The 25,277-nt window shown below is 69.6% G+C and carries 27 protein-coding genes; 16 read left to right on the top strand and 11 right to left on the bottom strand.

The window, feature by feature from the left end:
• Positions 1-3 precede the first annotated feature (3 nt).
• Positions 4-804 (top strand): 4-hydroxy-2-oxoheptanedioate aldolase, encoded by an 801-nt coding sequence (gene hpaI / locus ADE01S_RS21550; RefSeq protein WP_062683799.1) that lies wholly within the window; start codon positions 4-6, stop codon positions 802-804.
• 41 nt (positions 805-845) lie between these two features.
• Here hpaI and ADE01S_RS21545 read toward each other — a convergent pair whose 3' ends face one another.
• Positions 846-1,226, bottom strand: a complete 381-nt coding sequence (locus ADE01S_RS21545) for a tautomerase family protein (protein ID WP_062683798.1) — start codon at positions 1,224-1,226, stop codon at positions 846-848.
• Between the two features lie 80 nt (positions 1,227-1,306).
• On the opposite strand from ADE01S_RS21545, the gene ADE01S_RS21540 reads away from it, so the two are divergent.
• Positions 1,307-2,164 carry a LysR family transcriptional regulator gene (locus ADE01S_RS21540; RefSeq protein ID WP_062683797.1) on the top strand — a complete coding sequence of 286 codons (858 nt, stop codon included), beginning with the start codon at positions 1,307-1,309 and terminating at the stop codon, positions 2,162-2,164.
• Positions 2,165-2,173: 9 nt separating this feature from the next.
• Here ADE01S_RS21540 and ADE01S_RS21535 read toward each other — a convergent pair whose 3' ends face one another.
• Both ADE01S_RS21535 and alr read right to left on the bottom strand, forming a co-directional pair.
• Positions 2,174-2,893, bottom strand: a complete 720-nt coding sequence (locus ADE01S_RS21535; RefSeq protein WP_062683796.1) for an SDR family oxidoreductase — start codon at positions 2,891-2,893, stop codon at positions 2,174-2,176.
• Between the two features lie 131 nt (positions 2,894-3,024).
• Complete coding sequence (alr, locus tag ADE01S_RS21530) at positions 3,025-4,152, bottom strand: alanine racemase (RefSeq protein WP_062683795.1); 1,128 nt, start codon at positions 4,150-4,152, stop codon at positions 3,025-3,027.
• 138 nt (positions 4,153-4,290) lie between these two features.
• Here alr and hpnC point away from each other — a divergent pair, with 138 nt between their 5' ends.
• Genes hpnC through hpnE form a run of 3 tightly spaced genes read left to right on the top strand, consistent with a single transcriptional unit; the run spans position 4,291 to position 7,305 of the window.
• Positions 4,291-5,121 (top strand): squalene synthase HpnC, encoded by an 831-nt coding sequence (gene hpnC, locus ADE01S_RS21525; protein WP_062683794.1) that lies wholly within the window; start codon positions 4,291-4,293, stop codon positions 5,119-5,121.
• Between the two features lies 1 nt (position 5,122).
• Positions 5,123-5,986 carry a presqualene diphosphate synthase HpnD gene (gene hpnD / locus ADE01S_RS21520; RefSeq protein ID WP_062683793.1) on the top strand — a complete coding sequence of 288 codons (864 nt, stop codon included), beginning with the start codon at positions 5,123-5,125 and terminating at the stop codon, positions 5,984-5,986.
• The gene (gene hpnE, locus ADE01S_RS21515; RefSeq protein ID WP_062683792.1) at positions 5,983-7,305 is read left to right on the top strand and encodes a hydroxysqualene dehydroxylase HpnE; all 1,323 of its coding nucleotides are present in this window, start codon (positions 5,983-5,985) and stop codon (positions 7,303-7,305) included. The genes hpnD and hpnE overlap by 4 nt, the downstream gene beginning before the upstream one ends.
• A gap of 10 nt (positions 7,306-7,315) precedes the next feature.
• Here hpnE and ADE01S_RS21510 read toward each other — a convergent pair whose 3' ends face one another.
• On the bottom strand, positions 7,316-7,708 hold the full coding sequence (locus ADE01S_RS21510) for a fluoride efflux transporter CrcB (RefSeq protein ID WP_062683791.1): 393 nt from the start codon (positions 7,706-7,708) through the stop codon (positions 7,316-7,318).
• Between the two features lie 6 nt (positions 7,709-7,714).
• Complete coding sequence (locus tag ADE01S_RS21505; protein WP_062683790.1) at positions 7,715-8,269, bottom strand: HdeD family acid-resistance protein; 555 nt, start codon at positions 8,267-8,269, stop codon at positions 7,715-7,717.
• A 189-nt stretch (positions 8,270-8,458) separates the two neighbouring features.
• On the opposite strand from ADE01S_RS21505, the gene ADE01S_RS21500 reads away from it, so the two are divergent.
• The 5 genes from ADE01S_RS21500 to ADE01S_RS21480 are packed head-to-tail and all read left to right on the top strand — an operon-like array spanning position 8,459 to position 12,862.
• Complete coding sequence (locus ADE01S_RS21500) at positions 8,459-9,085, top strand: PepSY-associated TM helix domain-containing protein (RefSeq protein ID WP_062683789.1); 627 nt, start codon at positions 8,459-8,461, stop codon at positions 9,083-9,085.
• A 27-nt stretch (positions 9,086-9,112) separates the two neighbouring features.
• Positions 9,113-9,628: a DUF2271 domain-containing protein gene (locus ADE01S_RS21495; RefSeq protein WP_062683788.1), complete on the top strand. Its 516-nt coding sequence runs from the start codon at positions 9,113-9,115 to the stop codon at positions 9,626-9,628.
• A 17-nt stretch (positions 9,629-9,645) separates the two neighbouring features.
• Complete coding sequence (locus ADE01S_RS21490) at positions 9,646-10,446, top strand: DUF4198 domain-containing protein (RefSeq protein ID WP_062683787.1); 801 nt, start codon at positions 9,646-9,648, stop codon at positions 10,444-10,446.
• 15 nt (positions 10,447-10,461) lie between these two features.
• A complete protein-coding gene (locus ADE01S_RS21485) occupies positions 10,462-11,478 on the top strand; it encodes an FAD:protein FMN transferase (protein ID WP_062683786.1) in 1,017 nt (338 codons plus the stop codon).
• A gap of 4 nt (positions 11,479-11,482) precedes the next feature.
• Positions 11,483-12,862, top strand: coding sequence for a sulfite reductase subunit alpha (locus tag ADE01S_RS21480; protein WP_062683785.1), 1,380 nt, complete (start codon positions 11,483-11,485; stop codon positions 12,860-12,862).
• Between the two features lie 22 nt (positions 12,863-12,884).
• On the opposite strand, the gene ADE01S_RS21475 is transcribed toward ADE01S_RS21480, so the two are convergent.
• Positions 12,885-13,841, bottom strand: a complete 957-nt coding sequence (locus ADE01S_RS21475) for a tripartite tricarboxylate transporter substrate binding protein BugE (protein WP_062683784.1) — start codon at positions 13,839-13,841, stop codon at positions 12,885-12,887.
• Positions 13,842-13,877: 36 nt separating this feature from the next.
• Positions 13,878-15,347 carry an N-acyl-D-amino-acid deacylase family protein gene (locus ADE01S_RS21470; RefSeq protein WP_062683783.1) on the bottom strand — a complete coding sequence of 490 codons (1,470 nt, stop codon included), beginning with the start codon at positions 15,345-15,347 and terminating at the stop codon, positions 13,878-13,880.
• Positions 15,348-15,477: 130 nt separating this feature from the next.
• On the opposite strand from ADE01S_RS21470, the gene ADE01S_RS21465 reads away from it, so the two are divergent.
• Entirely contained in the window at positions 15,478-16,440 is a 963-nt protein-coding gene (locus tag ADE01S_RS21465) for a LysR family transcriptional regulator (RefSeq protein ID WP_062683782.1), read from the top strand.
• A 238-nt stretch (positions 16,441-16,678) separates the two neighbouring features.
• On the opposite strand, the gene ADE01S_RS21460 is transcribed toward ADE01S_RS21465, so the two are convergent.
• From ADE01S_RS21460 to ADE01S_RS21450, 3 genes are read right to left on the bottom strand one after another with little or no spacing between them, the layout of a single operon-like run.
• Positions 16,679-17,137, bottom strand: coding sequence for an SRPBCC family protein (locus ADE01S_RS21460; protein WP_062683781.1), 459 nt, complete (start codon positions 17,135-17,137; stop codon positions 16,679-16,681).
• Between the two features lie 60 nt (positions 17,138-17,197).
• Complete coding sequence (locus ADE01S_RS21455) at positions 17,198-18,028, bottom strand: phosphoenolpyruvate hydrolase family protein (RefSeq protein WP_062683780.1); 831 nt, start codon at positions 18,026-18,028, stop codon at positions 17,198-17,200.
• A gap of 11 nt (positions 18,029-18,039) precedes the next feature.
• The gene (locus ADE01S_RS21450) at positions 18,040-19,251 is read right to left on the bottom strand and encodes a Tm-1-like ATP-binding domain-containing protein (protein ID WP_062683779.1); all 1,212 of its coding nucleotides are present in this window, start codon (positions 19,249-19,251) and stop codon (positions 18,040-18,042) included.
• Between the two features lie 219 nt (positions 19,252-19,470).
• On the opposite strand from ADE01S_RS21450, the gene ADE01S_RS21445 reads away from it, so the two are divergent.
• A complete protein-coding gene (locus ADE01S_RS21445) occupies positions 19,471-20,052 on the top strand; it encodes a TetR/AcrR family transcriptional regulator (protein WP_232481969.1) in 582 nt (193 codons plus the stop codon).
• A 30-nt stretch (positions 20,053-20,082) separates the two neighbouring features.
• On the opposite strand, the gene ADE01S_RS31345 is transcribed toward ADE01S_RS21445, so the two are convergent.
• Positions 20,083-20,901, bottom strand: a complete 819-nt coding sequence (locus ADE01S_RS31345) for an IclR family transcriptional regulator domain-containing protein (RefSeq protein ID WP_075873482.1) — start codon at positions 20,899-20,901, stop codon at positions 20,083-20,085.
• Between the two features lie 141 nt (positions 20,902-21,042).
• Here ADE01S_RS31345 and ADE01S_RS21435 point away from each other — a divergent pair, with 141 nt between their 5' ends.
• From ADE01S_RS21435 to ADE01S_RS21420, 4 genes are all read left to right on the top strand, one after another.
• Complete coding sequence (locus ADE01S_RS21435; protein WP_062683778.1) at positions 21,043-22,620, top strand: alkaline phosphatase family protein; 1,578 nt, start codon at positions 21,043-21,045, stop codon at positions 22,618-22,620.
• 45 nt (positions 22,621-22,665) lie between these two features.
• Entirely contained in the window at positions 22,666-23,634 is a 969-nt protein-coding gene (locus ADE01S_RS21430) for a tripartite tricarboxylate transporter substrate binding protein (protein ID WP_062683777.1), read from the top strand.
• A gap of 67 nt (positions 23,635-23,701) precedes the next feature.
• Positions 23,702-24,196 carry a cupin domain-containing protein gene (locus ADE01S_RS21425; RefSeq protein WP_062683776.1) on the top strand — a complete coding sequence of 165 codons (495 nt, stop codon included), beginning with the start codon at positions 23,702-23,704 and terminating at the stop codon, positions 24,194-24,196.
• 41 nt (positions 24,197-24,237) lie between these two features.
• Positions 24,238-25,257, top strand: a complete 1,020-nt coding sequence (locus ADE01S_RS21420) for a hypothetical protein (RefSeq protein ID WP_062683775.1) — start codon at positions 24,238-24,240, stop codon at positions 25,255-25,257.
• Positions 25,258-25,277 lie beyond the last annotated feature (20 nt).

The raw sequence follows: 25,277 nt of genomic DNA, 5'->3' as shown, positions 1-25,277 counted from the left end.
TCCATGGACATCCTGAGCAACACCTTCAAGCGCGCGCTGCAAGACCGCAAACCCCAGATCGGCCTGTGGGCCGGCCTGTGCAACGCCTATTCCAGCGAGATCGTCGCGGGCGCCGGCTTCGACTGGCTGCTGATCGACGGCGAGCACGCGCCCAATACCCTGCAGACCACGCTGGCGCAGCTGCAATCGGTGGCCGCCTATCCCGTGGCCCCGGTTGTGCGCCCGGCCTGGAACGACGCCGTGCAGATCAAGCAGATCCTGGACGCGGGCGCGCAGACGATACTGGTGCCCATGGTGCAATCCGCCGCCGAGGCCGCGGCCGCCGTCGCCGCGGTGCGCTATCCGCCGCAAGGCATCCGCGGCGTGGGCAGCGCGCTGGCCCGCTCCTCGCGCTGGAACCGCATTCCCGACTACCTGCGGCGCGCCAACGATCAGATGTGCGTGCTGGTGCAGATCGAGACGCCGCTCGGCGTCGAGGCGCTGGAAGACATCCTGGCCGTGGAAGGCGTGGACGGCGCGTTCATCGGGCCGGCCGACCTGTCGGCCAACATGGGCTACCTGGGCCAGCCGGACCATCCAGCCGTGGTCGAGGCGATCGACGATGCCATCACGCGCATCGTGCGCTCGGGCAAGGCGGCCGGCATCCTGCACAGCAGCGTCGACCGGGCCAGGCACTACCTGTCGTTGGGCGCCACCTTCGTGGCCGTGGGCGTGGACGCCCTGCTGCTGGCGCGCGCGGCGGAACAGCTGGCGGGCCAGTTCAAGGACGTCGCCGCCCCCGCGGCCTCCAAAGGCCCCTACTGATTCCGCAGGCGACGCGGCCCGCAATGGGCCGCGCCGCGGCCTCATGCGTATTGCGCGAGGCCGCGGCCGAGCGACCAGTTCTCCTTCGCCACCTCCACCAGGCTCACGAACACGTCCTCCTCCCGCATGCCCGGGCGGGCGCCCAGCCGCTGCGCGATCCGCCGGAACAGCGCCTTCTTCTGCTCCATGCCGCGGGTGTTGCTTGCCGTGATCTGGATGAACACGACGTCGTCGCTTCGAGCGACATCCAGGTAGGTCGCGCCGTAGCGGAAATTGGCGGCGTCATGCTCGGTCATGACCATGAACTGGTCGTCGTCGGGCACGTTGAATGTGTCGCGCAACGCCTGGTAGACGCCGTCGAAAATTGCCTGGCGATAGGCTTCCGGCTTTCCGGCGCGCAACGAGATATGAACTAGCGGCATCGTGGTTCTCCATAGAGTGCCGCTTCATGTTATCTATTCTGATACGCTATCCATACATATATCAGCCATAAAGATTTGAAATGACTGAGCGCGCACTCGACCTCGACGCCGTCAAGGCCTTCGTCCGGATAGCCGAACTCGGCAGCTTCACGCAGGCCGCCGAAGCCATGGGAACCACCCAGGCCGCGGTCAGCCTGAAGCTGAAGCGGCTCGAAGACCGGCTCGGTTTCCGCCTGGTCGAGCGGACTCCCCGCTATGTGGAGCTCTCGGCGCGAGGCGCCGGCTTCCTCATGCACGCGCGCGAACTCCTGGCCGCGCACGACCGCGCCTTGTCCGCAGTGGCCGAAGCCAGGCAGCGCCTCGCCATCGGCATCAGCGACCACGTGGCAGGGCCCGAGCTCCCGGCGCTGATCGCGCGCATGAACGCGCAGGACCCGCAGCTGTTGATCGAAATACGGATCGCCTCGTCGGACGATCTGCTGCAGCGCTTCGACCGGCGCGAACTCGACACGGTGCTCGTCCGCCTGCATGCCGGCCGCAGCGACGGGAAGGTCATCACGCAGGAGAAATTCGGCTGGTTCGCGGCGCCCGGCTGGCAGCATCGGGCGGGAGAGCCGCTGCCGCTGGCCACGATGGCGCAGCCTTGCGGCGTGCGCGCGCTGGCCGGCGAGCTGCTCGATACGGCCGGCATACCGTGGACCGAAGTCTTCGTCGGCGGCGGCGTGATGGCGGTCACCGCCGCCGTGATGGCGGGGCTCGGCGTCGCGGCGCTGTCGCCGCGCATGCTGCCGTTCGGCGCGGTGGACGCGGGGCCCAGGCTGGGGTTGCCCGCCATACCGCCATTGCCGGTCGTGCTTCACACCCGGGTCCGGGACGGCCGGGCGCGCGATGCGCTCGCGGCCCTTTCAGCGGCCTTCCGCAGCGCGGTGCGCGGCTGACGCCGCGGGTCAGGAACGGCCGGCCAGGCTGCCGCCGCCGTCCACGCCCAATACCTGGCCGGTGATGAAGCCCGCGTCGTCCGACAGCAGGAAGGCGATGGCGGCCGCCACCTCGGCGGGGGTGCCCAGGCGCTTCATGGGCACGGATGCCAGGGCACGCTTTTCGCCCTCGCTGCCGGCCGGACGCGTGGCGCGGAACATTTCCGTTTCGATCGGGCCGGGCGCGACCGCGTTGGCGGTGACGCCGTACTCGGCGAGTTCCAGCGCCCAGCTGCGGGTGCAGCCCACCAGCGCGCTCTTGGCGGCCGAATAGGCGGTGCGATCCTGGCCGCCGTAGATGGCGCGGCTGACCACGTTGACGATGCGGCCTGCGCGGCGCACCTTCATGGATTCGATGAAAGCCTGCGTCACCTGCACGGCCACGCGCACATTCAGGTCGAGCACGTTGTAGAGCGTGGCCAGGTCGATTTCGCCCAGGGGCTGCGGCGACACGATGCCGACGTTGTTGACCACGGCGTCGACCGGGAATTTCTCGCGGATTTCACGCAGCACTTCCTCGGTGCGGCCGGCGTCGGCCAGGTCACAGGCGTAGAGATAGCCGGGGAAATCCACGTCCGTGGTGTTGCGCGCGATGCCGACCACGTGACAGCCCATGTCGGACAGCCGCTGAGTAAGGGCCCAGCCTATGCCTTTGGTGGCGCCCGTAATGAGCACGCATTTGTCCTTCATGGATCGAAACCTCGCAGATTGTTTTCTTGGTCAAAAACGGGCGCTAGAGCGCCCGGTCTTCCAAGTAGACACCATCCGGCGCCACCTGTCTTGTAAATTGCGTAGCAATTCTTGCCCGCCGGACTGCCGCGTCAGACGTCTCGCGCGACCGGAACGCGCGGCGCCAGGGCGCACAAAAGCTCGTAGCCGATGGTGCCGGCGGCCTCGGCCACCTCGTCCACGGACGGGCCGTCCTCGCCCCAGAGCGAGACGGGCGTGCCCACGCCGGCGGCCGGAATGGGCCCCAGGTCGACGATCAGCATGTCCATGGACACGCGGCCCACCAACTGGGTACGGATGCCGGCCACCACCACCGGCGTGCCGGTCGCGGCGTGGCGCGGGTAGCCGTCGGCGTAGCCGCAGGCCACGATGCCGATGCGCATGGAACGCTCGGCGCGGAAAATGGCGCCGTAGCCCACCGAATCGCCCGCCTTGAGTTCCTGCACGGCGATGATTTCAGACCGCAGCGACATCGCCGGCTTGAGGCCGAAGGAAGCGGCCTCGGCGTCCGCGAACGGGGAGGCGCCGTAGAGGCAGATGCCCGGCCGCACCCAGTGCGCCTGCGCTTCCGACGCGACGGCGATTTCGGCGAAGCGCAGGGTGGCGGCCGAGTTGCAGACGCTGATCGCGCCCGGCAGCTTATGCGTCACCGAATTGAAGACGCCCAGTTGCTCGTTCACCCCCTGGGGGCCGTCGGCGCAGGCGAAATGGGTCATCTTGCCCACGGAGCCCACGGTGCCCTGCTGTTGCAGCAGCATGGCGCGCTCGTGCGCCGCGGCATAGGCCGCCGGGCTGAAGCCCAGGCGGTTCATGCCGCTGTTTAGCTTGAGCATGATGTCCACGCGGCGCGACAGGCGAGCGCGCGCCAGCATGTCGAGCTGCTCGCGGTTGTGCACCGTGGTGCTGAGGTGGTAGCGGTCGACGATGTCGAGGTCGGACGGGTTGAAAAACCCTTCCAGCAGCAGGATGGGCCCGCCCCAGCCGGCCTCGCGGCAGCGCACGGCTTCGTCCAGGTCCAGCATCGCCAGGCCCTGGGCCTTCGAGAAGCCGGCCACCGCCTGCTCGATGCCGTGCCCGTAGGCGTTGGCCTTGATGACCGCCCAGATCGAGGGCGGCAACCCGGACGCGGCGGCCGCGGTCTGGTCGAGGTGGCGGCGCACGGCGGCAAGATTGTGCGCAAGGGCGGAAACGGAGACGGAGGCGGATATCGGGCGCGGCATGGTGTGCAATCCTGTGGCGCTTAAGTCTAACTGATCCTTGCCCCCGCGGCATTGCGCCGTCCGGGGAAAACAGCGCAAGCCCGTTCACCTTAAAATGAGGCGGTCAGGGCCCCCGGGCCGCCATCGAATACCCGCCTTATGTCCATCGATCACTACGAGAACTTCCCCGTCGCCTCGCTGCTGCTGCCGCGCCGGCTGCGCGGCGCCGTGACCGATATCTACCGGTTCGCCCGCGCCGCGGACGACATCGCCGACGAGGGCAGCGCCGCGGACGAGGAACGGCTGAGCCAGCTGGGCGCGTTTCGCGCCGAACTGCACCGCATCGGCGCCGAGCCCGGCACGACGCCGCAACCCGGCTCGCCCGAGCTGGCCGGCATCTTCAAGCCGCTGGCCGCCACCATTGCGCGCCACCAGCTGCCGATCACCCCCTTCTACGACCTGCTGTCCGCCTTCGAGCAGGACATCGCCGTCAAGCGCTACGAAACCTACGACGCCCTGGCCGATTACTGCACCCGCTCCGCCAATCCGGTCGGGCGGCTGATGCTGCACCTGTTCGAGGCCACCAATCCGCAAAACGTGAGCGAGGCCGACGCGATCTGCACCGGCCTGCAACTGGTGAACTTCTGGCAGGACGTGCGGGTGGACTGGCGCAAGCAGCGCGTCTACCTGCCCCAGGAAGACCTGCGCCGCCATGGCGTGACCGACGAGGACCTGGCCGCCTGCCGGCTGACCCCCGCGTGGCGCGACCTGATGGCTTTCGAAGTGGAACGCGCCCGCGCGCTGCTACACTTCGGCGCTCCGCTGGCGCGCCGCCTGCCGGGCCGCATGGGCCTGGAGCTGCGCCTGGTGGTGCAAGGCGGGCTGCGCGTGCTGGAGCGTATCGAGGCGAGCGGCTACGATGTATTCATGAATCGCCCCGAATTGGGCGCCAAAGACTGGGCCATCATGTTGTGGCGCGCAATTACCTGATATGACCCCTGACGAATATTGCCAGGAAAAGGCCGCCAAAAGCGGTTCCAGCTTCTACTACGCATTCCTGTTCCTGCCGCCCGAGCGTCGGCGCGCCATCACGGCCCTGTACGCCTTCTGCCGCGAAGTCGACGACGTGGTAGACGAATGCACCGACCCGTCCCTGGCCCGCGTCAAGCTGGCCTGGTGGCGCACCCAGATCGACCAGATGTACGCCGGCAAGCCGGAGCATCCCGTGACGCGCGCGCTGCAACCCCATCTCGACAGCTGTTCGATCACGCGCGAGCGCCTGCTGGCCGTGGTCGACGGCATGGAAATGGACCTGGACCAGACCCGCTACCTGGATTGGCCCGGCCTGCGCAAGTATTGCTGGCATGCCGCCGGCGTGGTGGGCGAGCTGTCGGCCGGCATCTTCGGCTACTCCGACCCCAAGACCCTGGTCTACGCGGAAAAGCTGGGCCTGGCGTTCCAGATGACCAACATCATCCGGGACGTGGGCGACGACGCCCGCCGCGGCCGCATCTATCTGCCGGTCAACGACATGCAGCAGTTCGAGGTCAAGGCCTCCGACATCCTGAACGGCGAATACTCGGAACGCTTCAGCGCGCTGATGAAGTTCCAGGCCGACCGCGCCCGCGGCCTGTACCGCGAGGCGATGGCCAACCTGCCCGAGACCGACCGCCGCTCGCAGCGGCCCGGCCTGATGATGGCCGCGATCTATCACGCGCTGCTCGACGAGATCGAGCGCGACAACTGGCAGGTGCTGCACCAGCGCATCTCGCTCACGCCGCTGCGCAAGCTGTGGCTGGCCTGGAAAACCTGGGTGGGCGGCGGACGCGGACTCGTCCGCCGGTTGGCACGGTGAAGGCCGCGGTCATCGGCGCGGGGTGGGCCGGCCTGGCGGCCAGCGTCGCCTTGCGCGAAGCCGGCGCCAAGGTCACGGTATTCGAGGCCGGCCATACGCCCGGCGGACGCGCCCGCCGCGTCTTCCACACCGATTTCGAGGCGCCGCTGGACAACGGCCAGCACCTGCTGTCTGGCGCCTACAAGCACACGCTGGCGCTGATGCGCCGGGTGGGCCGCAACCCGGACGCCCTGCTGATGCGCCGCCCGCTGCGGCTGGCCAGCCTGGACGGCCGCTTCCACCTGTCGGCCCCGCGCCTGCCGGCGCCGCTGCACATGGCCGCCGCCATCCTGCGCGCGCGCGGCCTGTCCTGGTCCGACCGCCTGGCCATGCTGCGCCTGATGCGCGAGCTGAAGGCCATGTCCTGGACGCCGCCGCGCGACTGGACCGTGCTGCACCTGCTGCACTACCAGGGGCAGTCCGACACGCTGATCCGCCAGCTCTGGGAACCGCTCTGCCTCGCGGCGCTGAACACGCCGCTGGCCACAGCCAGCGCCGCCCTGTTCGCGCGCGTGTTGCGCGACAGCCTGGCCGGCAGCCGCGAGGACAGCGACATGCTGCTGCCCTGCACCGACCTGTCGGCGCTGTGGCCGGATGCCGCCGCCCGCCAGGTGACCATGCGCTACGGCAGCACGGTGCGGCAGATCCGGCCGTCCGCCGAGGGTATCGACATCAACCAGGAACGCTTCGACGCCGCCGTGCTGGCCGTGCCTCCCGCGTTCGCGGCCCGGCTGCTCGACGCCCCGCTGCGCGAAGCCGGCGCCATCGGACTGCTGGAAGCGCTCAAGGCCTTCGACTATCTGCCCATCGCCACCCTGAACCTGCGGCTGGCGGAACCCTGGCGCCTGCCCGAACCCATGATGATGCTGCGCGAGGAGGCCGCCCGCGGCCACGTCGGCCAATGGCTGTTCGACCGGGCGCAACTGGCCGGCAATGCGAAGGCGGGCGAACTGGCCGTGGTGGCCAGCGTCGCCACCGGCCTGGCGGACCGCAACCGCCAGCAGGTCATCGAAGCGCTGATCGACCAGGTGGCCGAACAGGCCGCCCGCCATCCGGCGCGCCTGCCCGCCATGCCGGAAGTGGCCGCGGCGGAATTGTTCATCGAAAAACGCGCGACCTTCGCCGCGGTGCCGGGCCTGACCCGTCCGTTGAATTCCACCCCCTGGCCCACGCTGGCGCTTGCCGGCGACTGGACCGACACCGGCTACCCCGGCGTGCTGGAAGGCGCCGTGCGCAGCGGCCTGCAGGCCGCCCGGGTGCTGGCCCCGCGAGCGGACTGAAGCCCCGCCGCTAGCGCAGCAGGCTGGCCGTGGCCAGCCCGGCCGCCGTCAGCAGCAGCGAGCCCGCCAGGCTGAAGCCCGCATAGCCCAGCGCGGTGCCGTAGGCGCCGCGCTCCAGCATGGCCACCGTTTCCGCCGAGAACGTCGAGAACGTGGTCAAGCCGCCCATGAAGCCCGTGATCGCCCCGAGCCGCACCCAGGCCGGCCATTCGGGGTGCCCGGCCACCAGGGCCAGCACCAGCCCCACCAGGTAGCCCCCCGCGAGATTGACCGCGAAGGTTCCCCACGGCCAGGATTCGACGTTCAGCCACAGGCCGACCAGCCAGCGCGCCCAGGCGCCGAACATGGCGCCCACGCCCACTGCCAGGAAGTTGAGGGGAATCAGGGTCTGGTATGCGGACATCGGGGATCAGGGCGCCTTGTGCTGTCGGAGGCGGAAGGAAAAGACCAGCAGGAGTATGCCGAAAAACACGGCATAGATGCCGATCACCCACACCAGCGCCAGCGCGCCCGCCCCCGGCTGCATGATCAGCATGCCGCCGAACAGCACCGATACCACGCCCGACAGCCCGAGCAGCCATTCGTTGCGGATCTCTTTGCGGAAGCGGACCGCGGCGATGATCTGGAACACGCCCGCCACCAGCGCCCAGATCGCGATGATGTAGAGCAGGACCAGCGCCGTCAGGCCGGGCCAGAGAAACGTGACGATGCCGGCCGCGATGCCGAGCAGGCCCACCACGATGAGCGCCCACAAGGGCTTGCCGTTGTCGCGGATGCGCACGCCGGCCATCAGGGCCAGCACGCCGTCCACCAGCGCGAAAGCGCCCCACACCAGCACCAGCGCGGAAAGCGTGATGGCTGGCATGAACATGGCCATGAGGCCAAACAGGATGGCGACGACGCCGCGCAATGCCACCCACCCCCAATGACGACCGATCTGATCCGCGACTTGCCGTTCGAGCATGACGACCTCCGGTGTTTGTAACGGGTGGCCTATCTTATCGCCGCCAGCCCCCGGACGCTACGCGGCGCGCCGGCTCCGGCCCGGAGGGCGTCCGAAATCGATTGAAATTTCCTTCGGGGCTCAATCGCGGCATTTATAAGAGTCATTCTCATTAAATGTTAGAATCCGCGGGCTTTCAACCGATACCCCATGGACAGTCAACCCACCCCTCGCCGCCGGGCCTACTGGCTCAAGACGCTGCATCAATGGCACTGGATCAGCTCGGCGCTGTGCCTGCTGGGAATGTTGCTGTTCGCGGTCACGGGCCTGACCTTGAACAACGCCTCGCACATCGAGGCCAAGGCCGTGGTGACCAGCCGCGAGGCGCGCCTGCCCGCCGCCGTGCTGGCGCAACTGGCCCCGCCGCCGGCGCAGAAAAAGGCGCCGCTGCCCGCCCCCGTGGCGCAATGGCTGGACGACACCCTGGATGCCGCCACCGCCGGCCGGCCCGCGGAATGGTCCGCCGACGAGATCTACGTGTCGCTGCCGCGCGCCGGCGGCGACGCCTGGCTGTCCATCGACCTGGGCAGCGGCGACGTCGAATACGAGCGCACCGACCGCGGCTGGATCTCGTACCTGAACGATCTGCACAAGGGCCGCAATACCGGCCTGGCCTGGAGCTGGTTCCTCGATATCTTCGCCGTCGCCTGTCTGGTCTTTTCGCTGACCGGGCTGGTGCTGCTGAAAATGCACGCCGGCAACCGCAGCGCGACCTGGCCGATGGTCGGGCTCGGCGTCGTGATCCCGGTCGTGCTGGCCCTGCTATTCATCCACTGATTCCATCGATCCGCCCTGGAGACCTCCATGCGCAAGCTGTTGTTGTCGGCCCTGCTGGCCGGCCTGATCGCCCGAACGGCCCACGCGGCCGACGTCGGCCTGTCCATCGAGGTGCCGCGCCTCGACGTCGCGGAGTACCACCGGCCCTACGTGGCGATCTGGATCGAGAACCCCGACCAGAGCGTCGCCACCGACCTCGCGGTCTGGTACGACGTGGCCAAGAAGAACAACGAAGGCACCGAGTGGCTCAAGGACATGCGGCAATGGTGGCGCCGCAGCGGCCGCAACCAGCAATTCCCGGTGGACGGCGTCAGCGGCGCCACCAAGCCGGTGGGCAAGCACGCGCTGAGTTTCGACGCCGCCAGCAAACCCCTGTCGCAGCTCAAGCCCGGCCAGTACGCCGTGGTGGTGGAGGCGGCGCGCGAAGTCGGCGGCCGCGAGCTGGTGCGCATTCCCTTCCAATGGCCGCCGCAGAAGGCTGAGCAGTTGACGGCCCGCGGCGAACACGAACTGGGCGCCATCGCGCTCGACCTGAAACCCTGAGATCCCGGAGAGCAACGATGAAATCCGCCGCCAAACTGGCCGCCGCCCTGGCGCTGAGCCTGCCCTTTGCCGCCCACGCGCATGATGTCTGGATCGTGCCGTCCTCGACGGTGCTGTCGGGCACCGACAGCTGGGTCACCGTGGATGCCGCCGTCGGCAACGACAAGTTCTACTTCAACCACGCGCCGCTGCGCCTGGACGGCCTGGCCGTGACGGCGCCGGACGGCACCGCCGCCGAAGCCGAGAACCTCAACCGCGGCAAGCTGCGCAGCACCTTCGACCTGCAACTCAAGCAGGGCGGCACGTATCGCGTGGCCGTGGTCAACGACGGCGTGTTCGCGCGCTGGAAGGAAGACGGCAAGAACAAGCGCTACTTCGGCAAGGCCGAAGGCCTGGCGCAGGCCGTGCCCGCCAAGGCCGACGAACTGGAAATCTCGCAGAGCCTGGGCCGCGTCGAAACCTTCGTGACCGCGGGCAAGCCGTCGGCGCTCAAGCCGGTCGGCCGGGGCCTCGAATTGGCTCCCGTGACGCACCCGAACGACCTGTTCACCGACGAGCCCGCCACCTTCCAGATGCTGCTGGACGGCAAGCCCGCGGCCGGACTGGACGTCAACGTGGTGCCCGGCGGCAGCCGCTATCGCGACAAGGTCGGCGAGATCCAGCTCAAGACCGACAAGGACGGCAAGTTCTCGGTGAAGTGGCCGCAGCCCGGCCTGTACTGGATCGAAGCCGGCATGGAAGACGCCAAGGTCAGCGTGCCGCAGGCCAAGAAGCGCCGCCTGTCGTACGCCGGCACGGTCGAAGTGCTGCAACCCTAAGCCTGCTTCGGCCGCATGGCGAATCCCCCTTCCTACGCCCCGCGCGGCGCCGCGGCGCCCGCGCCGCGCGTGGCCTATGGCGCGATGCCGGCGCGGCCGGCGGCGCTGGCCGGCGCCACCATGGGCACCACCTGGTCGGCGCGCATGGCGCTGCCGCCCGGGCGCGCGGAAGCGGCCGCGCGCCAGGCCATCCAGGCCGCGCTGGACGAGGTGGTGGCCCAGATGAGCACCTGGGAGGCGGATTCGGACATCACGCGCTACAACCGGGCCGCCCCCGGCTGGCAGGCCCTGCCCGCCGCGTTCTTCCACGTGCTGAGCCATGCCCTGGCGCTGGCCGAGGAAACCGGCGGCGCCTACGACCCCACGGTCGGGCCGCTGGTGAACGCCTGGGGCTTCGGCCCTCATCAGCGCGCCTTCGAACCACCCTCGGCCGCCGCCATCGAGACGGCGCGCAGCCGTTGCGGCTGGCGCCGCGTGCGTCTCGACCTGGACGCGCAAGCCGCGTGGCAGGAAGGCGGCACCTATCTGGACCTGTCCTCCATCGCCAAGGGCTACGGCGTGGACCGCGCCGCCCTGGCGCTCGATGCCCTGGGCATCACGCAATACCTGGTGGAAGTGGGCGGCGAATTGCGCGCGCGCGGCAAGCGGCCGGACGGCCAGCCCTGGCGCGTGGCCGTCGAAGTGCCCGATGCCAGCGGCGGCCATGCCCTGGCGCTGCCGCTGGACGAGTGCAGCATCGCCACCTCGGGCGACTACCGGCGCCACGCCGGCAGCGGCGACGGCCGCTACGCCCACACCATCGATCCGCGCACCGGCCACCCCGTGCGCAACGATCTCGCCTCGGTCACCGTGCTGCATCCGGGCTGCATGCAGGCCGACGCGCTGGCGACGGCCCTGACCGTGCTGGGCGTGGAAGACGGCCTGGCCCATGCCCGCCGCCACGACCTGGCCGCGCTCTTCATCCTGCGCGAGCGCGAAGCCTACCGCGTCGCCGCCACGCCCGCATTCCAGGCCCTGGCCCTCGCCCGCTGAATCCATGACTCCAACCCGGTTGATCGCGGCGGCATGCGTGGTGGGGCTATGGCTGCTCCTTTGCGGGTGGGCGCGACGCCGCGCCCGACGCCTGGAAGCGCAGCAGGCGCTGGCGCTGCAAGCCCTGAACGCCCCCGCGCCCGACGACTCTTTGCTGGTCGCCTACGCGACGCAGACGGGCTATGCCGAATCGCTGGCCGCGCAGACCGCCGAGTCCCTGCGCGCGGGCGGGCTGACGGTGCGCGTCGCCTCGCTCGACCAGCTGGACCTGGCGCGCCTGGCCGGCTATCGCCGCATGCTGTTCGTGGCCAGCACCTACGGCGAGGGCGACCCGCCCGATGCGGGCGCGGCCTTCGCCGACCAGATGCAGCCCGCCGGGCCGGCCGCGCCCGCTCTGGCCGGGGCGCAATACGCCGTGCTGGCGCTGGGCGACAGCGAATACGCGCACTTCTGCGGCTTCGGCCACCGCCTCGACGAATGGCTGCACGCGCAGGGCGCGACGCCGCTCTTCGACCTGGTGGAAGTCGACAACGGCGACCCGGCCGCGCTGCGGCACTGGCAGCACCACCTGGGGCTGCTGGCCGGGCGCAGCGACCTGCCCGACTGGCAGGCGCCCGCCTACCAGTCCTGGCGGCTGGCCGCCCGCGAGCACCTCAATCCCCACAGCGAGGGCGGCCCCTGCTACCTGCTGACCCTGACTCCGCCTTCGGATGCCGAGGCCGCGTGGGAGGCCGGCGACATCGCCGAAATCGGCCCGCGGCGCGAAGCCGGGGGCCCGCTGCAGGCTCACCGCGAATACTCCATCGCCTCGCTGCCCGAAGACGGCGCCCTCCAGCTGCTCGTGCGCCAGATGCGCGCCGCGGACGGCTCGCTGGGATTGGGCAGCGGCTGGCTGACCCACATCGCCCAACCCGGCGACGCGATCGACCTGCGCGTGCGCGTCAACCGCAATTTCCATGCGCCCGCCGACGGCCGCCCGTTGCTGCTGGTGGGCAACGGCACCGGCCTGGCCGGCCTGCGCGCGCTGATCAAGGCGCGCCGGGCCGCCGGCCACCGGCGCAACTGGCTGGTGTTCGGCGAGCGCAGCGCGGCTCGCGATTGGTTCTGCGAAGAAGAAATCGCCGGCTGGCGAGCCGACGGCACGCTGGAACGCGTGGATGCGGTGTTCTCGCGCGACCAGGCGGAACGCCGCTACGTGCAGCATCTGTTGCGCGAACAGGCCGAGGCCGTGCGCGCCTGGGCCGACGCCGGCGCCGCGATCTACGTCTGCGGCAGCCTGCAAGGCATGGCGGGCGGCGTGGACGCCGCCCTGCAGGACATCCTGGGCGACGCGCGCCTGCAGGCCATGCAACGCGATGGCCGCTACCGGCGCGACGTGTACTGAACGGGCGCAGCCGCCCGCCGCCTTACTGCAGCTTGACCTGCGCCTTCTCGATCACCGACTTCCAGCGTTCGCTTTCCGTGCGGATCTGCTGGCCGAATTCGGCCGGCGTGTTGCCCAGCGGGAACGCGCCGGTCTCTTCCATCTTGGCCGCGGTCGCCGGATCGCGCACGGCCTGGGCGAAGGCCTGGGCCAGCTTGTCGCGCACGTCGGCCGGCAGGTCCGCCGGGCCCACCACGCCGTACCAGGCGGTCACGTCGTAGTCCTTGTAGCCTTGCTCGGCGAAGGTCGGCACGTCCGGCAGGCGCGGATTGCGCTGGGTGCCCGTGATGGCCAGCGCGCGCAGGTGATTGCTCTTCAGGTACGGCAGCGAGGACGGGAAGTTGTCGAAGATCACCGGCACCACGCCGCCCACCGTATCGGTCAGCGCGGGCGCCGAGCCGCGGTACGAAATGCTGTTCATCTTGCCGCCGATCAGCTGCAGGAACCAGATCATGCCCAGGTCGTTCACGCCGCCCGCGCCCGCGTTGGCATAGCCGTCCTTGTTCGGATTGGCGCGCACGTGCGCCACGAAGTCGGCCAGCGTCTTGGCGGGGAACTGGGGGTACACGCTCAGGATGTTGGGGCTGGTGACCAGGTTGCTGATGGGCGTGAAGTCCTTGACCGGATCGTAGGCCAGGTTGGGAAAGAGATGCGGGGCGGTGCCGTGCGTGCTCACCGTGGCCAAGCCGACGGTATAGCCGTCGGGCTTGGCGCGGGCGGTGGCCGTCATGCCTATGGTGCCGGAAGCGCCCGTGCGGTTCTCGACCACGATCTGCTGGCCGAGGATCTCGCCGGCCTTGGCCGCGGCCAGCCGGCCGACGATGTCCGTCGGGCCGCCCGCGGGGAACGGCACGATCAGGGTGATGGGACGATCGGGAAAAGCCGCGTGGGCGGCGGGCAACATGGCGGCCAGCGCCAGTGCGATGCAGGTTTTGCGCATGATGATGCTTGTCTCCTCTACGGATGGTTGATGTCGTTATCGGGCCGGGCCGGGCTCGGCCGGCGCCATCGCCTCGCGCCGCAGGATCCTGCCGGGGCGCGCCGCGCCGGGCGCGGCCGGATGCACCTGGCAGCCGTTGACCAGCACGTGCTCCACCCCGGCGGAGGCCAGCGTGGGCGCTTCCCAGGTGGCGCGGTCCTCGACGGTATCGGCGTCGAACACCACGATGTCCGCCCAGGCCCCTTCGACCAGCTGCCCGCGTCCGGCCAGGCCGAACACGCTCGCCGGCAGCGCGGTCATCTTGGCGACCGCCTCCTCCAGCGTCAGCAGCCGGGCTTCGCGCACATAGCGGCCCAGCACCCGGGTGAAGCTGCCCCACAGGCGCGGATGCGGATGCGCGTCGTTGGGCAGCCCGTCGGAGCCGACCATGCAGCGCTCGTGCCGGAAAATCCGCTGGACCTCGCCCTCGTCCATGGCGAAGTAGATGGCGCCCGCGGGGCACAGGCGGCGCGCCGCCGTGGTCTTGTCGCAGCCCCAGCGGGCGGCGATGTCGCTCAGGTATTCGCCGCCGCACTCGGGGTGCGGGGTGGACCAGGTGATGCGAATGTCGTCGATGATCTCGGCGCGCTCGGGGATGAGAATGGTGGAGCTGCCCGGATAGGGATAGATGTCCAGCGCCACGTCCACGCCCTCGCCGCGCGCGCGGTCGATGTTGGCCAGCGTGGCCCGGCTCTTGCCCCAGTTGCGCGGCAGCATGCATTTGTGGTGCGACAGCACGGTGGCGCAGCCCGTATTGCGGCCGACCGACAGCACCTCGTCGACCGCGGCTTCGACGTCGTCGCCTTCGTTGCGGATATGGCTGGTGTGCATGGCGCCGCGCGCCGCCGCCACCCGCGCCAGGCCTTCCAGCTCCGGCGGCTGGGCGGCGCCGCCCGGCTGATAAGCCAGGCCGGTGCTGAAACCCACCGCGCCGGCGGCCAGGGCGTCGTCCAGCATGCGCTCCATGGCGTCCTGCTCGGCCGGCGTCGGCTGCGCGGCGGGGTCGCGCATGGCGGCCAGCCTGAGGTTCGCATGGCCCACCAGCGCGGCCACGTTGATCATGGGCTGCTGCGCCCGCAACTCGCCGAAATAGGCTTCCATGTCGGTGAACAAGGGCGTTTCGCCCAGCAGCGCCAGCGCCGCCGCGGTATTGCCGGGCAAGGGCGCGGGCGCGCCGCTGACGCCGCAATTGCCCACCACCACGGACGTGATCCCCTGGCTGGTCTTCCATTCCAGCCCGGGCCGCTCCACGAACATCAGGTCGTCGTGGCCGTGCACGTCGATGAAGCCCGGCGCCACGATCTTGCCGCGGGCGTCCACCCGGCGCCCCGCCGCGACGTCCGCCAGGTCGCCGATGGCGGCGATGCGCTCGCCCGCCACGCCCACGTCGGCCCGGCGCCGGGGGCCGCCCAGGCCGTCGATGACCCAGCCGCCTTCGATGATGAGATCCAGAGTTTGCCGCTGCATGCCGCTTCCGCTTTGATCGAGACCCCGGAAGATTGCGCGCCGGAGCCGGTGAATGCCGAAAGGGCGTAGTATCGTCGGCCGGATCGATCTGGGAAAATTGTTTTTATTGATCCATCTATCGTGATTTGAAATGAATCGCCTGCCCAAGCACGTCACCCTGAAGCACCTGAACGCCTTCGTCGCGGTGGCGCAGGAATCCAGCTTCACGCATGCCGCCAAGCGCCTGTTCCAGACCCAGTCCTCGGTCACCAGCCTGATCCGGCAGCTGGAGGAAGCGCTGGCCACGCAGCTGTTCGCGCGCACCAGCCGGCGCGTGCTGCTGACCGCCGCCGGCGAAGCGTTCCTGCCCCGCGTGATGCGGCTGCTGGCGGATTTCGACGGCGTGATCGAAGACGTGGTGCGCTTCGGCGCGATGGAGCGCGGGCGCGTGGGCGTGGCGGCCGCGCCGTCGGCCATCACGCAGATCATCGCGCCCGCGGCCGCGGCCTTCTCCGCCCAGTATCCGGGCGTGCGCCTGTACCTCAGCGACGACAACTCCGGCCGCATCCAGCGCAAGGTCTCGGCGCGCGAGGTGGATTTCGGGTTGACCAGCCGCTGGGCGGACGCGCCGGACCTGCGGTTCGATGCGCTGCTGGAAGACCGGTTCGGCGTGCTGTACCGGGAGGACGATCCGGACCTGCGCCCGGGCCGCGACGGCGCGATGCGCTGGTCGGACCTGGCGCAACGCAAGCTGGTGGGGGTGGTGGACGAGACCGGCATCATGGCGCTGCTGCGCGCCCGCGCCGACCTGCCGGTCGAGGCCGCCGCGCCCTTCTACGAGGCCTCCAGCACGACGTCGCAGGCGGCGCTGGTGAAGGCCGGCCTCGGCGTGGCGCTGCTGCCGGCGCTGGCCGCGCAGCGGGTGCTGGAGCCGGGCCTGGCCTATGCGCTGCTGGCTCGGCCCACCGTCGTGCGGACGGTGTGCATCATCCGGCACAAGGAATATCCGCTCAGCCCCGCCGCCCAGGCGCTCATCGGCGCCATCCACGGCTACCTGCGCGCCGCCAAGCTGCCGGCCGGCTGCAAGCGCCTTCCGGCCAAAGCCGAGGCGTAGGATGGGTGGAGCGCGAGATCCTCTGCCCAAAAACGCAATTGCCGAACGCGCGTAACCCATGCGGCCGTGGGCAGACAGTGCCCTGCATCGGCCGAAAAACAATCTGCTTACGGCGGCGTGGGTCGAAAAACAATCTGCCCACGGCCGCATGGGTTGCGCGCGTTCGACGGCAGCGTTCTAGCTTAAGAACTCTCGCGCTCCACCCATCCTACCGATCGACTCGGCGTCGGTATTTCTGTCACGCAGCACCCGCACTCCTATCACGCAGCTTCTCGTCTAGCGCGGCGAGGCCGGCGGCGAACACGCCCTGCCCCACGGCCTTCGCCACGTCGGCCAGTTCCGCGCCTTCGACGCGGAAATCCGCCCACCACTGCACCAGCGTCTGGCCGCCTTCGGTGACCGGGTGCAGCGACACGCCCGCGATGTAATCGCGCATGGGCAGGTCGGTTTCGATGATGGAATAGCGCAGCGCCGTGCCGGGGTCGTCCAGCATCAGCAGCCGCTCGCGGACGAAGCCGGAAGGCTTGAGCGTCAGATACCGCACCGAGCCCACGGCGTCATGGCGGCCGCCTTCCTCCAGGCGGCTCTGCGCGATGCCGGGATGCCAGTCCGCCAGCCCGTTGAAATCCCGGAACCGGGCCCAGACTTCCTGAAGCGGCGCATGGATGAGCGCGCTGACGTTTACGGTGTGCGGCATACGGACTCCTGCGGGCGGCTGACCCGTTCAAGCGTTCAAGGGAAACGGCGGTTGGGAAACTCAGAAAGTCAGGCTCTTGAATTCGCGGGTGGCGGCGGTGAGCGCCTGCTCGGTCGGCAGGCGCTCCATCGAGCTGGCGCCGTAGAAGCCGTGGCAGTGCTTGCAGGCGCGCAACACGTGCGCGGCATCCTCGGGGGTGGCGATGGGGCCGCCGTGGCACAGCACGATGACGTCCGGGCGCACGGCCAACGCCGCTTCGGCGATGCGGTCGATGGCGGCCACGCAGTCGTCCAGCGTCAGCGCCGTCTCCGCGCCGATGGAGCCGCCGGTGGTCAGGCCCATGTGGGCCACGATGATGTCCGCGCCGGCGCGGGCCATGGCCGCCGCGTCGTCCTCATTGAATACGTACGGCGTGGTCAGCATGCCCTTTTCGTGCGCCAGGCGGATCATGTCCACCTCCAGCGCGTAGCCCATGCCGGTCTCTTCCAGGTTGGCGCGGAAAGTGCCGTCGATCAGGCCCACGGTGGGGAAGTTCTGCACGCCGGCGAAGCCCTGGCGCTTCAGGTCGTCGAGGAACACGTCGAAATCGCAGAAGGGATCGGTGCCGTTCACGCCGGCCAGCACCGGCGTCTTCTTCACCACCGGCAGCACTTCCCGGCCCATGTCGACCACGATCTCGTTGGCGTTGCCGTAGGCCAGCAGGCCGGCCAGCGAGCCGCGGCCCGCCATGCGGTAGCGGCCGGAGTTGTAGATCACGATCAGGTCGATGCCGCCCGCTTCCTCGCACTTGGCCGACAGGCCCGTGCCCGCGCCGCCGCCCACGATGGGCTTGCGGGCGCGCACCATGGCGCGGAACTTCTCCAGTAGCTCGTTGCGGTCAAAACGCGGCATGTCGGCAATCCTCAGTGTGTAGCGATTTCAAGATAGTGTTCGACCGCCGTGCTGGCGAACAGCGGATCGTTGATGTGGCAAGGCACCCGCACCAGGCGGCGGTCGGCCGTCTGCACCAGGTTGGCCTCCAGCGCTTTGAACAGGGCGGCATCGGCCTCCGGATCCCAGAACGCCTGTCCGGGCGCGTCCAGCGCGGACACGCCGCCTTCCGGGATCAGGAAACGCACCGGGCCCATGCAGCGGTTCAGCCTGGCGGCGATCCACTCGCCCTGCCGCGCGTTCTCTTCCGCGGTGGTGCGCATCAGCGTCACCTGCGGGTTGTGGGGGTAGAACTTGCGGCCCCGGTAGCGTTCCGGGACGGTGTCCATGGCGCCGAAATTCACCATGTCCAGGGCGCCGCAGGAGCCCACGTAGGGCGCGCCCGTGCGGGCCACGGCGCCGAAGCGGTCTTCGGTGCAGGCCAGCACGCCGCCGAACAGCAGGTCGCAGACTTCGGTGGTGGTCAGGTCCAGCACGCCGGCCAGCAAATGGCTGTCCAGCAGTTTCTCCATCGACTGCCCGCCCGTGCCCGTGGCGTGGAACACCAGGCAGTCGTAGCGCGACTCCAGCAGCGGCGTGACCTGCTGCACGCAGGCCGTGGTGACGCCGAACATGGTGATCCCCACGGCGGGCATGCCGTCGTCCGCCACGGCGCCGGCCGCCTGCCGGAAAGCCCCGCCGATCATGCCGGCGGCGTTGGCCAGCACCCGGCGCGAAATGCGGTTCAGGCCGGCCACGTCGGTCACGGAATACATCATGGCGATATCGGACGGCCCGACATAGGGCGCGACGTTGCCCGAGGCCATGGTCGAGACCATCAGCTTGGGCGTGCCGATGGGCAGCGCGCGCATGGCGGGGGTGATCAGGGCGGTGCCGCCCGAGCCGCCCAGGCCCAGCAGGGCGCCGATGCCGGCATTGCCCGCGGCGTAGCGTTCGAAGGCCAGCGCCATCGCGGCGATGGCCGTGCCGCGGTCGCCGGTGAAAACGGCCGCGGCGCCTTCGGGATGGCAGGCCGCGACATCGCGCGCCTGCACCTGGGCCGCGCTGGCGGCGCCGGACGTGGAGACGTCCACCGACACCGCGTCCAGCCCTTCCCGCCTGAGCAGGCCCGCCACGTACTCGGCCTCCTGGCCTTTCGTGTCGTAAGTGGCGGCCACGTAGACCCGCCTGTTCGAATGCGTCATGACTCCTCCGCGGGCGGCTACACTCGGTGCGCGCCTCGATATGTGAGGCCGCGAGGCCTGTAGAATCAAGAAATGAGACGAAAGAATCATACTGAGACACCTGTCTCAGGTCAAACCCGATCCCCCGCCAAAAGCGCGGCCGCCGGCGCGCGGCTCATCGCGCCCGCCAGCCCCCAGGCCGCCGCCAGCGGCGAGCCGCCGCACGGGCCCAGGGCGCGCATGCGCAAGACTCTGCTGGAGGCGGCGCAACGGCTGATGGCGCAAGGCATCACGCCGTCGGTTGCCGAACTGGCCGAACACGCCCAGGTCTCGCGCGCCACCGCCTACCGCTATTTCCCCAGCCAGAGCGCGCTGATCGCCGCGGTGGTGGACGAAAGCCTGGGCCCGATACTGGCCTGGGACTCGGCCGCGCCGGACGCGGCCGCGCGCGTCGACGAACTGCTGCGCTTCGCCTATCCCCGGCTGGAAGCGCACGAAGCCCCGCTGCGCGCGGCCATCATGGTGTCGTTGCAGCAGCACGCCGAAGCCAGCGCCGGCCGCGCCGGCGCCGAGCCGCGGCTGGTGCGCGGCCACCGCGTCGACATCCTGCAGCGCGCCATCGCGCCGCTGGCGGCCGAGCTCACGCCCGCGCAGCAGGCGCGCGTGGCCCAGGCGCTGTCCCTGGTGTACGGCACCGAGGTGTTCCTGGTGTTGAAGGACATCTGGAAGCTGGAGCTGCCCGAGCTCACCGACGTGGTGCGCTGGACGGCCAACGCCATCATCGCGCAGGCGCTGGCCGAAGCGAAGGCAGGCCGAGGCTAGCGGCGGCGCGCGGCTCGCCGGCGCCCGCCCTCAGCCGCGCCGGATCATGCTGGCGGCGATCGCGCCCGCGGCGCGCTTCAACGGTTCCAGGTATTGCTCCACCATCTGGTCGGCCGAACGCACTCCCTGGATCCACACGATGTTGACGCAACCGTAGAGCCGCCCGGGCGCGGCCGTGATGGGAACGGCAATCGCCTCCAGCCTGTCGTTCTGATCCTTGCGCGTCTTGTCGTAGTCGCCTCCGAAGCGCTGCTCGCGCAGGCCGTAGCCCTGGCGCCGGGTCTGCTCCAGCAGCTTGGCCACGGCGGCGCAGTCGTTCGCCAGCGCGTCGCCCTCGCGGCGGCTGCGGCGCAGGGCCAGCAGGATCGAATCGCGCTCCTTCTCGGCGCAGAACGCCAGATAGGCCCTCCCCACCGCGGACCGCAGCATATTGATCTGAAAGCCGATGTTGTCCCTGCGGATGGTGAAATAGGACTGGCTTCGGTTGGTTTCCCGCACGATCATCGCGCTCCCGCGCCGCACGGTAAGGTCGGAGGGCCACAGCACCTCCGCCTGCAGCCGGTCCAGTTCGGGCGCCGCGCACTGGCCCAGCAGGTCCAGCACCCGCGCCCGCCGGCTGGGCTCGTTGAGCGTGCTGGCCGGACAGAAGTAATCGTCCGCGATCCGCCGCCAGATCAAGCCGCGCAATTGCAGCGTGGCCAGGATGCGCAGCAGCGTGGCCTTGGCGTAGCCCGTGCGCGCGTGCAATTCCTGCAGGCTCGCGCCCTGCGTGGCGCGCACCTCGTCCAGCACGATCAGGCCGCGCTCCAGCGCGTCGATCGTCTTCACCTTCGGATTCCACCGGCTCATTGCGCGCCCCTTTCCGTCCGCGTCCGCATGTTTCACTGAGTGAAACTCTAGCAAATCCTGCTTGAGCCGCCCAGTCCCCCCGAAATATCGTGGCACCTATCGCAAGCCGCGGTGGCTGGCGGAACGGGACGAGAGGCGGGGATGAGCGGACAGGCTGCGCGCAATGTGCTCTGGATCATGTGCGACCAACTGCGTTGGGACTATCTGTCGTGCTATGGGCATCCGCGCCTGCGCACGCCCAACATCGATCGCCTGGCCGCCGAAGGCATGCGCTTCGACAACGCCTTCGTGCAGGGCCCGGTCTGCGGCCCGTCGCGCATGTCGTACTACACCGGGCGCTACGTCACCAGCCACGGCGCCGTCTGGAACTTCGTGCCCATGCCCATCAGCGAGATGACGCTGGGCGATCACCTGCGCCCGCTGGGCGTGCGCGTGGCGGTGGCGGGCAAGACGCATGTGGAAGCGGACCTGGCCGGGATGCGGCGCCTGGGGATAGACCCGGCGAGCGCGGCCGGCGTGCTGGCGACGGAAGGCGGGTTCGAGCCCTACGATCGCGACGACGGGATCTGGCCTCCGGGCTTCAGCGACGCCTCGCACCACTACACGCGGTATCTGCGCGAGCGGGGCTACGACGGCGCCAACCCCTGGCACGACCACGCCAACTCGGCGCTGGGCGCGCGCGGCGAGATCCTCTCGGGCTGGAACATGCGCCACGCGAGCCTGCCCGCCCGCGTCGACGAAGCGGATTCCGAAACGCCCTACATGACCCGGCGCGCCATCGAGTTCATCGAGCAAAGCGGCGACCAGCCCTGGGTGCTGCACCTGTCCTACATCAAGCCGCACTGGCCCTATGTCGCTCCCGCGCCCTATCACGCGATGTACACGGTCGACGACGTGCCGGCGGCCACGCGGGCGCCGCGCGAACTGGAGAACGCGCACCCCGTGCTGCAAGGCTTCCGGCAGGCGGAGGTCAGCCGGAATTTCTCGCTCGACCACGTGCGCGAGACGGTCATCCCCACCTACATGGGGCTGATCAAGCAGGTGGACGACCAATTGGGCGTGCTGTTCGACTATCTGCGGCGCAGCGGCCGCGACCAGGACACCATGATCATCTTCTGCAGCGATCACGGCGACTATCTGGGCGACCACTACCTGGGCGAGAAAGAGCTGTTCCACGACTGCGTGGCCAAGGTGCCGCTGATCATCCGCCTGCCCGGCGGCGGCGCGCGGCGCGGCGCCGTGGAATCGCGGCTGGTGGAAGCCATAGACCTGGTCCCCACCATCCTGGACGCCCTGGGCGCGGACATTCCCGACCACATCCTGGAGGGACGCTCCCTGCTGCCGCTGCTGCGGGGCGCGGAACCGGCTGACTGGCGCCGCGCCGTGTTCTCGGAAAACAACTACGCGTTCCGCGACTTCGTGCGCGAACCGCTGGGCCGCCCCGCCGACGGCTGCCACACCATCATGGTGCGCGACCACGAATGGAAGTACGTCCACTTCGAAGGCCTGCGTCCCCAGCTTTTCAACTTGCGCGCCGACCCGGACGAGCTCGACGACCTGGGCGCGGACCCTGCCTTCGCGTCCATCCGGGAGCGCTACCAGGCGATGCTGTTCGACTGGCTGCGCAACCGCAAGATCCACCCCACCGTCAGCCATGCCGCCATGACGGGTTGGACACGCAAGGAGGAATCGGCCGGCATCCATATCGGCAGGTGGTAACGCAGCGCCCGGATCAGGGCGCCTGAAAAATAATCAGGAGACAGCATGAAACCGCATTTACTTGCGCTGGCAGCCTGCGTGGCCGCCAGCACGGCAGCGCACGCCCAGCCGAAAGAGGAATGGCCCGCGCGCGCCATCCGCATCGTGGTCGCGTTCCCCGCGGGGTCGCCGGGCGACACGGCCGCGCGCATCGTGGCCGACGCGGTGGGGCAGGCGCTCAAGCAGCCGCTCATCGTCGAGAACCGCCCCGGCGCGGGCGGCAACATCGGCGCGGAAGCGGTGGCGCGGGCGCCGGCCGACGGCTATACCTTCCTGGAAGCGCCGGACACCATCGTCACCATCAATCCGGCGATCTACCGCAAGCTGAGTTTCAAGGCGGACGACCTGACCCCGGTGGTCGCGCTGGCGAACTTCAACCAGATGCTGGTGTGCTCTTCCGCCTCGGGATTGCGCACGCTGGCGCAACTGCGCGACCAGGCCAGGAAGACGCCCGGCGCGCTCAGCTATGCCTCCGGCGGCCAGGGCGTGCCCGGCCACCTGGCGATGGAACTGTACCTGTCCGGCGCCGGCCTCGACATCCTGCACGTTCCCTACAAGGGGCCTTCGCCGGCCACGCAGGACGTGCTGGCCGGCCAGGTTCCCTGTGGCTATCTGGCGTCGCCGGTGGTCGCGCCCTACGTGGCGGCCGGCAAGCTCTATGGGCTGGCGGTGTCCGGCACCGCCCGCTCGGTCCAGGCCCCGGACGTGCCCACCATGCAGCAGGCCGGCGTGGCCGGCTACGACGCCACGTTCCGCGAAATGCTGTTCGCGCCGAAGGGCACGCCCGACGCCATCGTGGCGCGCATGAACCAGGAAGTGGCGCGCGCCCTGGCGCTGCCCGAGGTGAGGCAGAAGCTGCGGGCCAATGACCTGGACCCCTTGCCCGAACCGCCCGACGCCACCGCCCGCCGCCTGCGCGAAGACGCCGCCAAATGGAACGACGTCGTCACCAAGATCAACCTGCGGGTGGACTGATCCGCCCCGCCAGTCCGCATCCTTCCGCCGCGCCCCGCGCGCGGCACTACCCGACCCAGGAGGTTCCATGAACACCGCAGCAACCCCTACCGTCTTCGGCTCGCTGAAGGACTACCGCAAGGGATCGATCGAGATCACGCGGGGCTCGCCCCGCCACTACGTTTTTTCCAACGTCTTCGAGGTGGCCGCCAACGCCGCGCCCTACGAGAAAGTCGTGGTGGGCAAGAACCTGGAGTACGTCATCGAAACCCTGCGGGCCGAGGGCGCCTCCCCCTGGTATGCATGCAGCCACGACGAGTTCGCGATCCTGATGGACGGCCAGGCCGAGGTCGAGTTCCTGCGCCTGGACCAGCCGCCCGCGGCCGCGGACGGCACCGTGGCCGCGGGGCCGGCCCCCGCCGGCAAGCCCATGGGCCGCGTGCTGCTGGGCCGCGGGCACCAATGCCTGCTGCCCGCCGGCTGCGCGTACCGCTTCACCGCCCCCATTCCGGGCGTGCTGCTGATCCAGACCCGGGCGGGCGCGCTGTCCGTCGAGAAATGGGCCGACATCTGCCTGCAGTAGCCCGCGAGCCCCCGCCCCCCTTTTCCATCAGGAGTAACGATATGGCCATGCTGGGCACCCCCGCACCCGCATCTTCCTTCGCCGCCGGCAAGGTCGCCGCCGGCCCCGCCGACGCCGCTACCGGCTACAAGCGCTTCGATCTCGGCGCGTTCACCTTCATCCGCGACGAGTACTTCGTCAAGGTGCACTGGCCCTCCAACGGCCAGACGCGCACCCACGCCATCCCCGCCGACGCCTTCCTGCGCGCCCTGATGCGCGACGTGGCCTGGGGCTTTTTCTACGGCTGGGTCAACTTCGACCACGTCTTCGGCACGCGCAACCACTACGGCAAGGTGGACGTCTACGCCGGTTCGTTCAACGGCGTGATGAAGGAAGCGGGCGTGGATTACACGGAGACCTTCGACACCCCGCTCATCATGGCCACCTTCAAGGCCATGCTGCACGACTGGACCAACGCGGGCTTCGATCCCTTCGCCGCCCCCGAGGAAACCGGCACCGCCTTCGGCCGCAAGCATGGCGACAACATCGCCGCCATCGAGCGTTCGCGCATCGCCACGCGGCGCATGCCGGGCCTGCCCGAGGACTCTCCGCTGCGCGACGACCTGCCCGTCAACCGGGCGTTCGCCGACGTGACCCAGGAAGAGCCGCAGGTCCATGCGGAGCCCGGCTTCGAAGGCTCGCTCCATGCCTTCAACCTGTTCAAGTACCTGTCGCGCTCGGACGTCACCTGGAACCCTTCCGTCACGTCCGTCTGCGGCGCCAGCCTGTTCTGCCCCACCACCGAAGAGTTCATCCTGCCGGTCTTCCACGGCAACGACCGCGTGGAGTGGTTCCTGCAGCTGTCCGACGAGATCGTCTGGGACATCGGCGACAAGGACACCGGCGCGCCGCGCGCCCGCATCACGATGCGCGCGGGCGACATCTGCGCCATGCCCGCCGACATCCGCCACCAGGGCTATTCCACCAAGCGCTCGATGCTGCTGGTCTGGGAGAACGCGACGCCCGACCTGCCGCAGCGCTACGAAAGCGGCGAACTCGCGCCCTACCCGGTCGAGTTCTGAATCCGCCCCGCCCTTTCCAC

It is taken from the genome of Achromobacter denitrificans NBRC 15125 (assembly GCF_001571365.1).
GTDB classification, from domain to species: domain Bacteria; phylum Pseudomonadota; class Gammaproteobacteria; order Burkholderiales; family Burkholderiaceae_B; genus Achromobacter; species Achromobacter denitrificans.
Note: the sequence above shows the minus strand (reverse complement) of the source record. Positions and strands in the feature narration are given on the sequence as shown.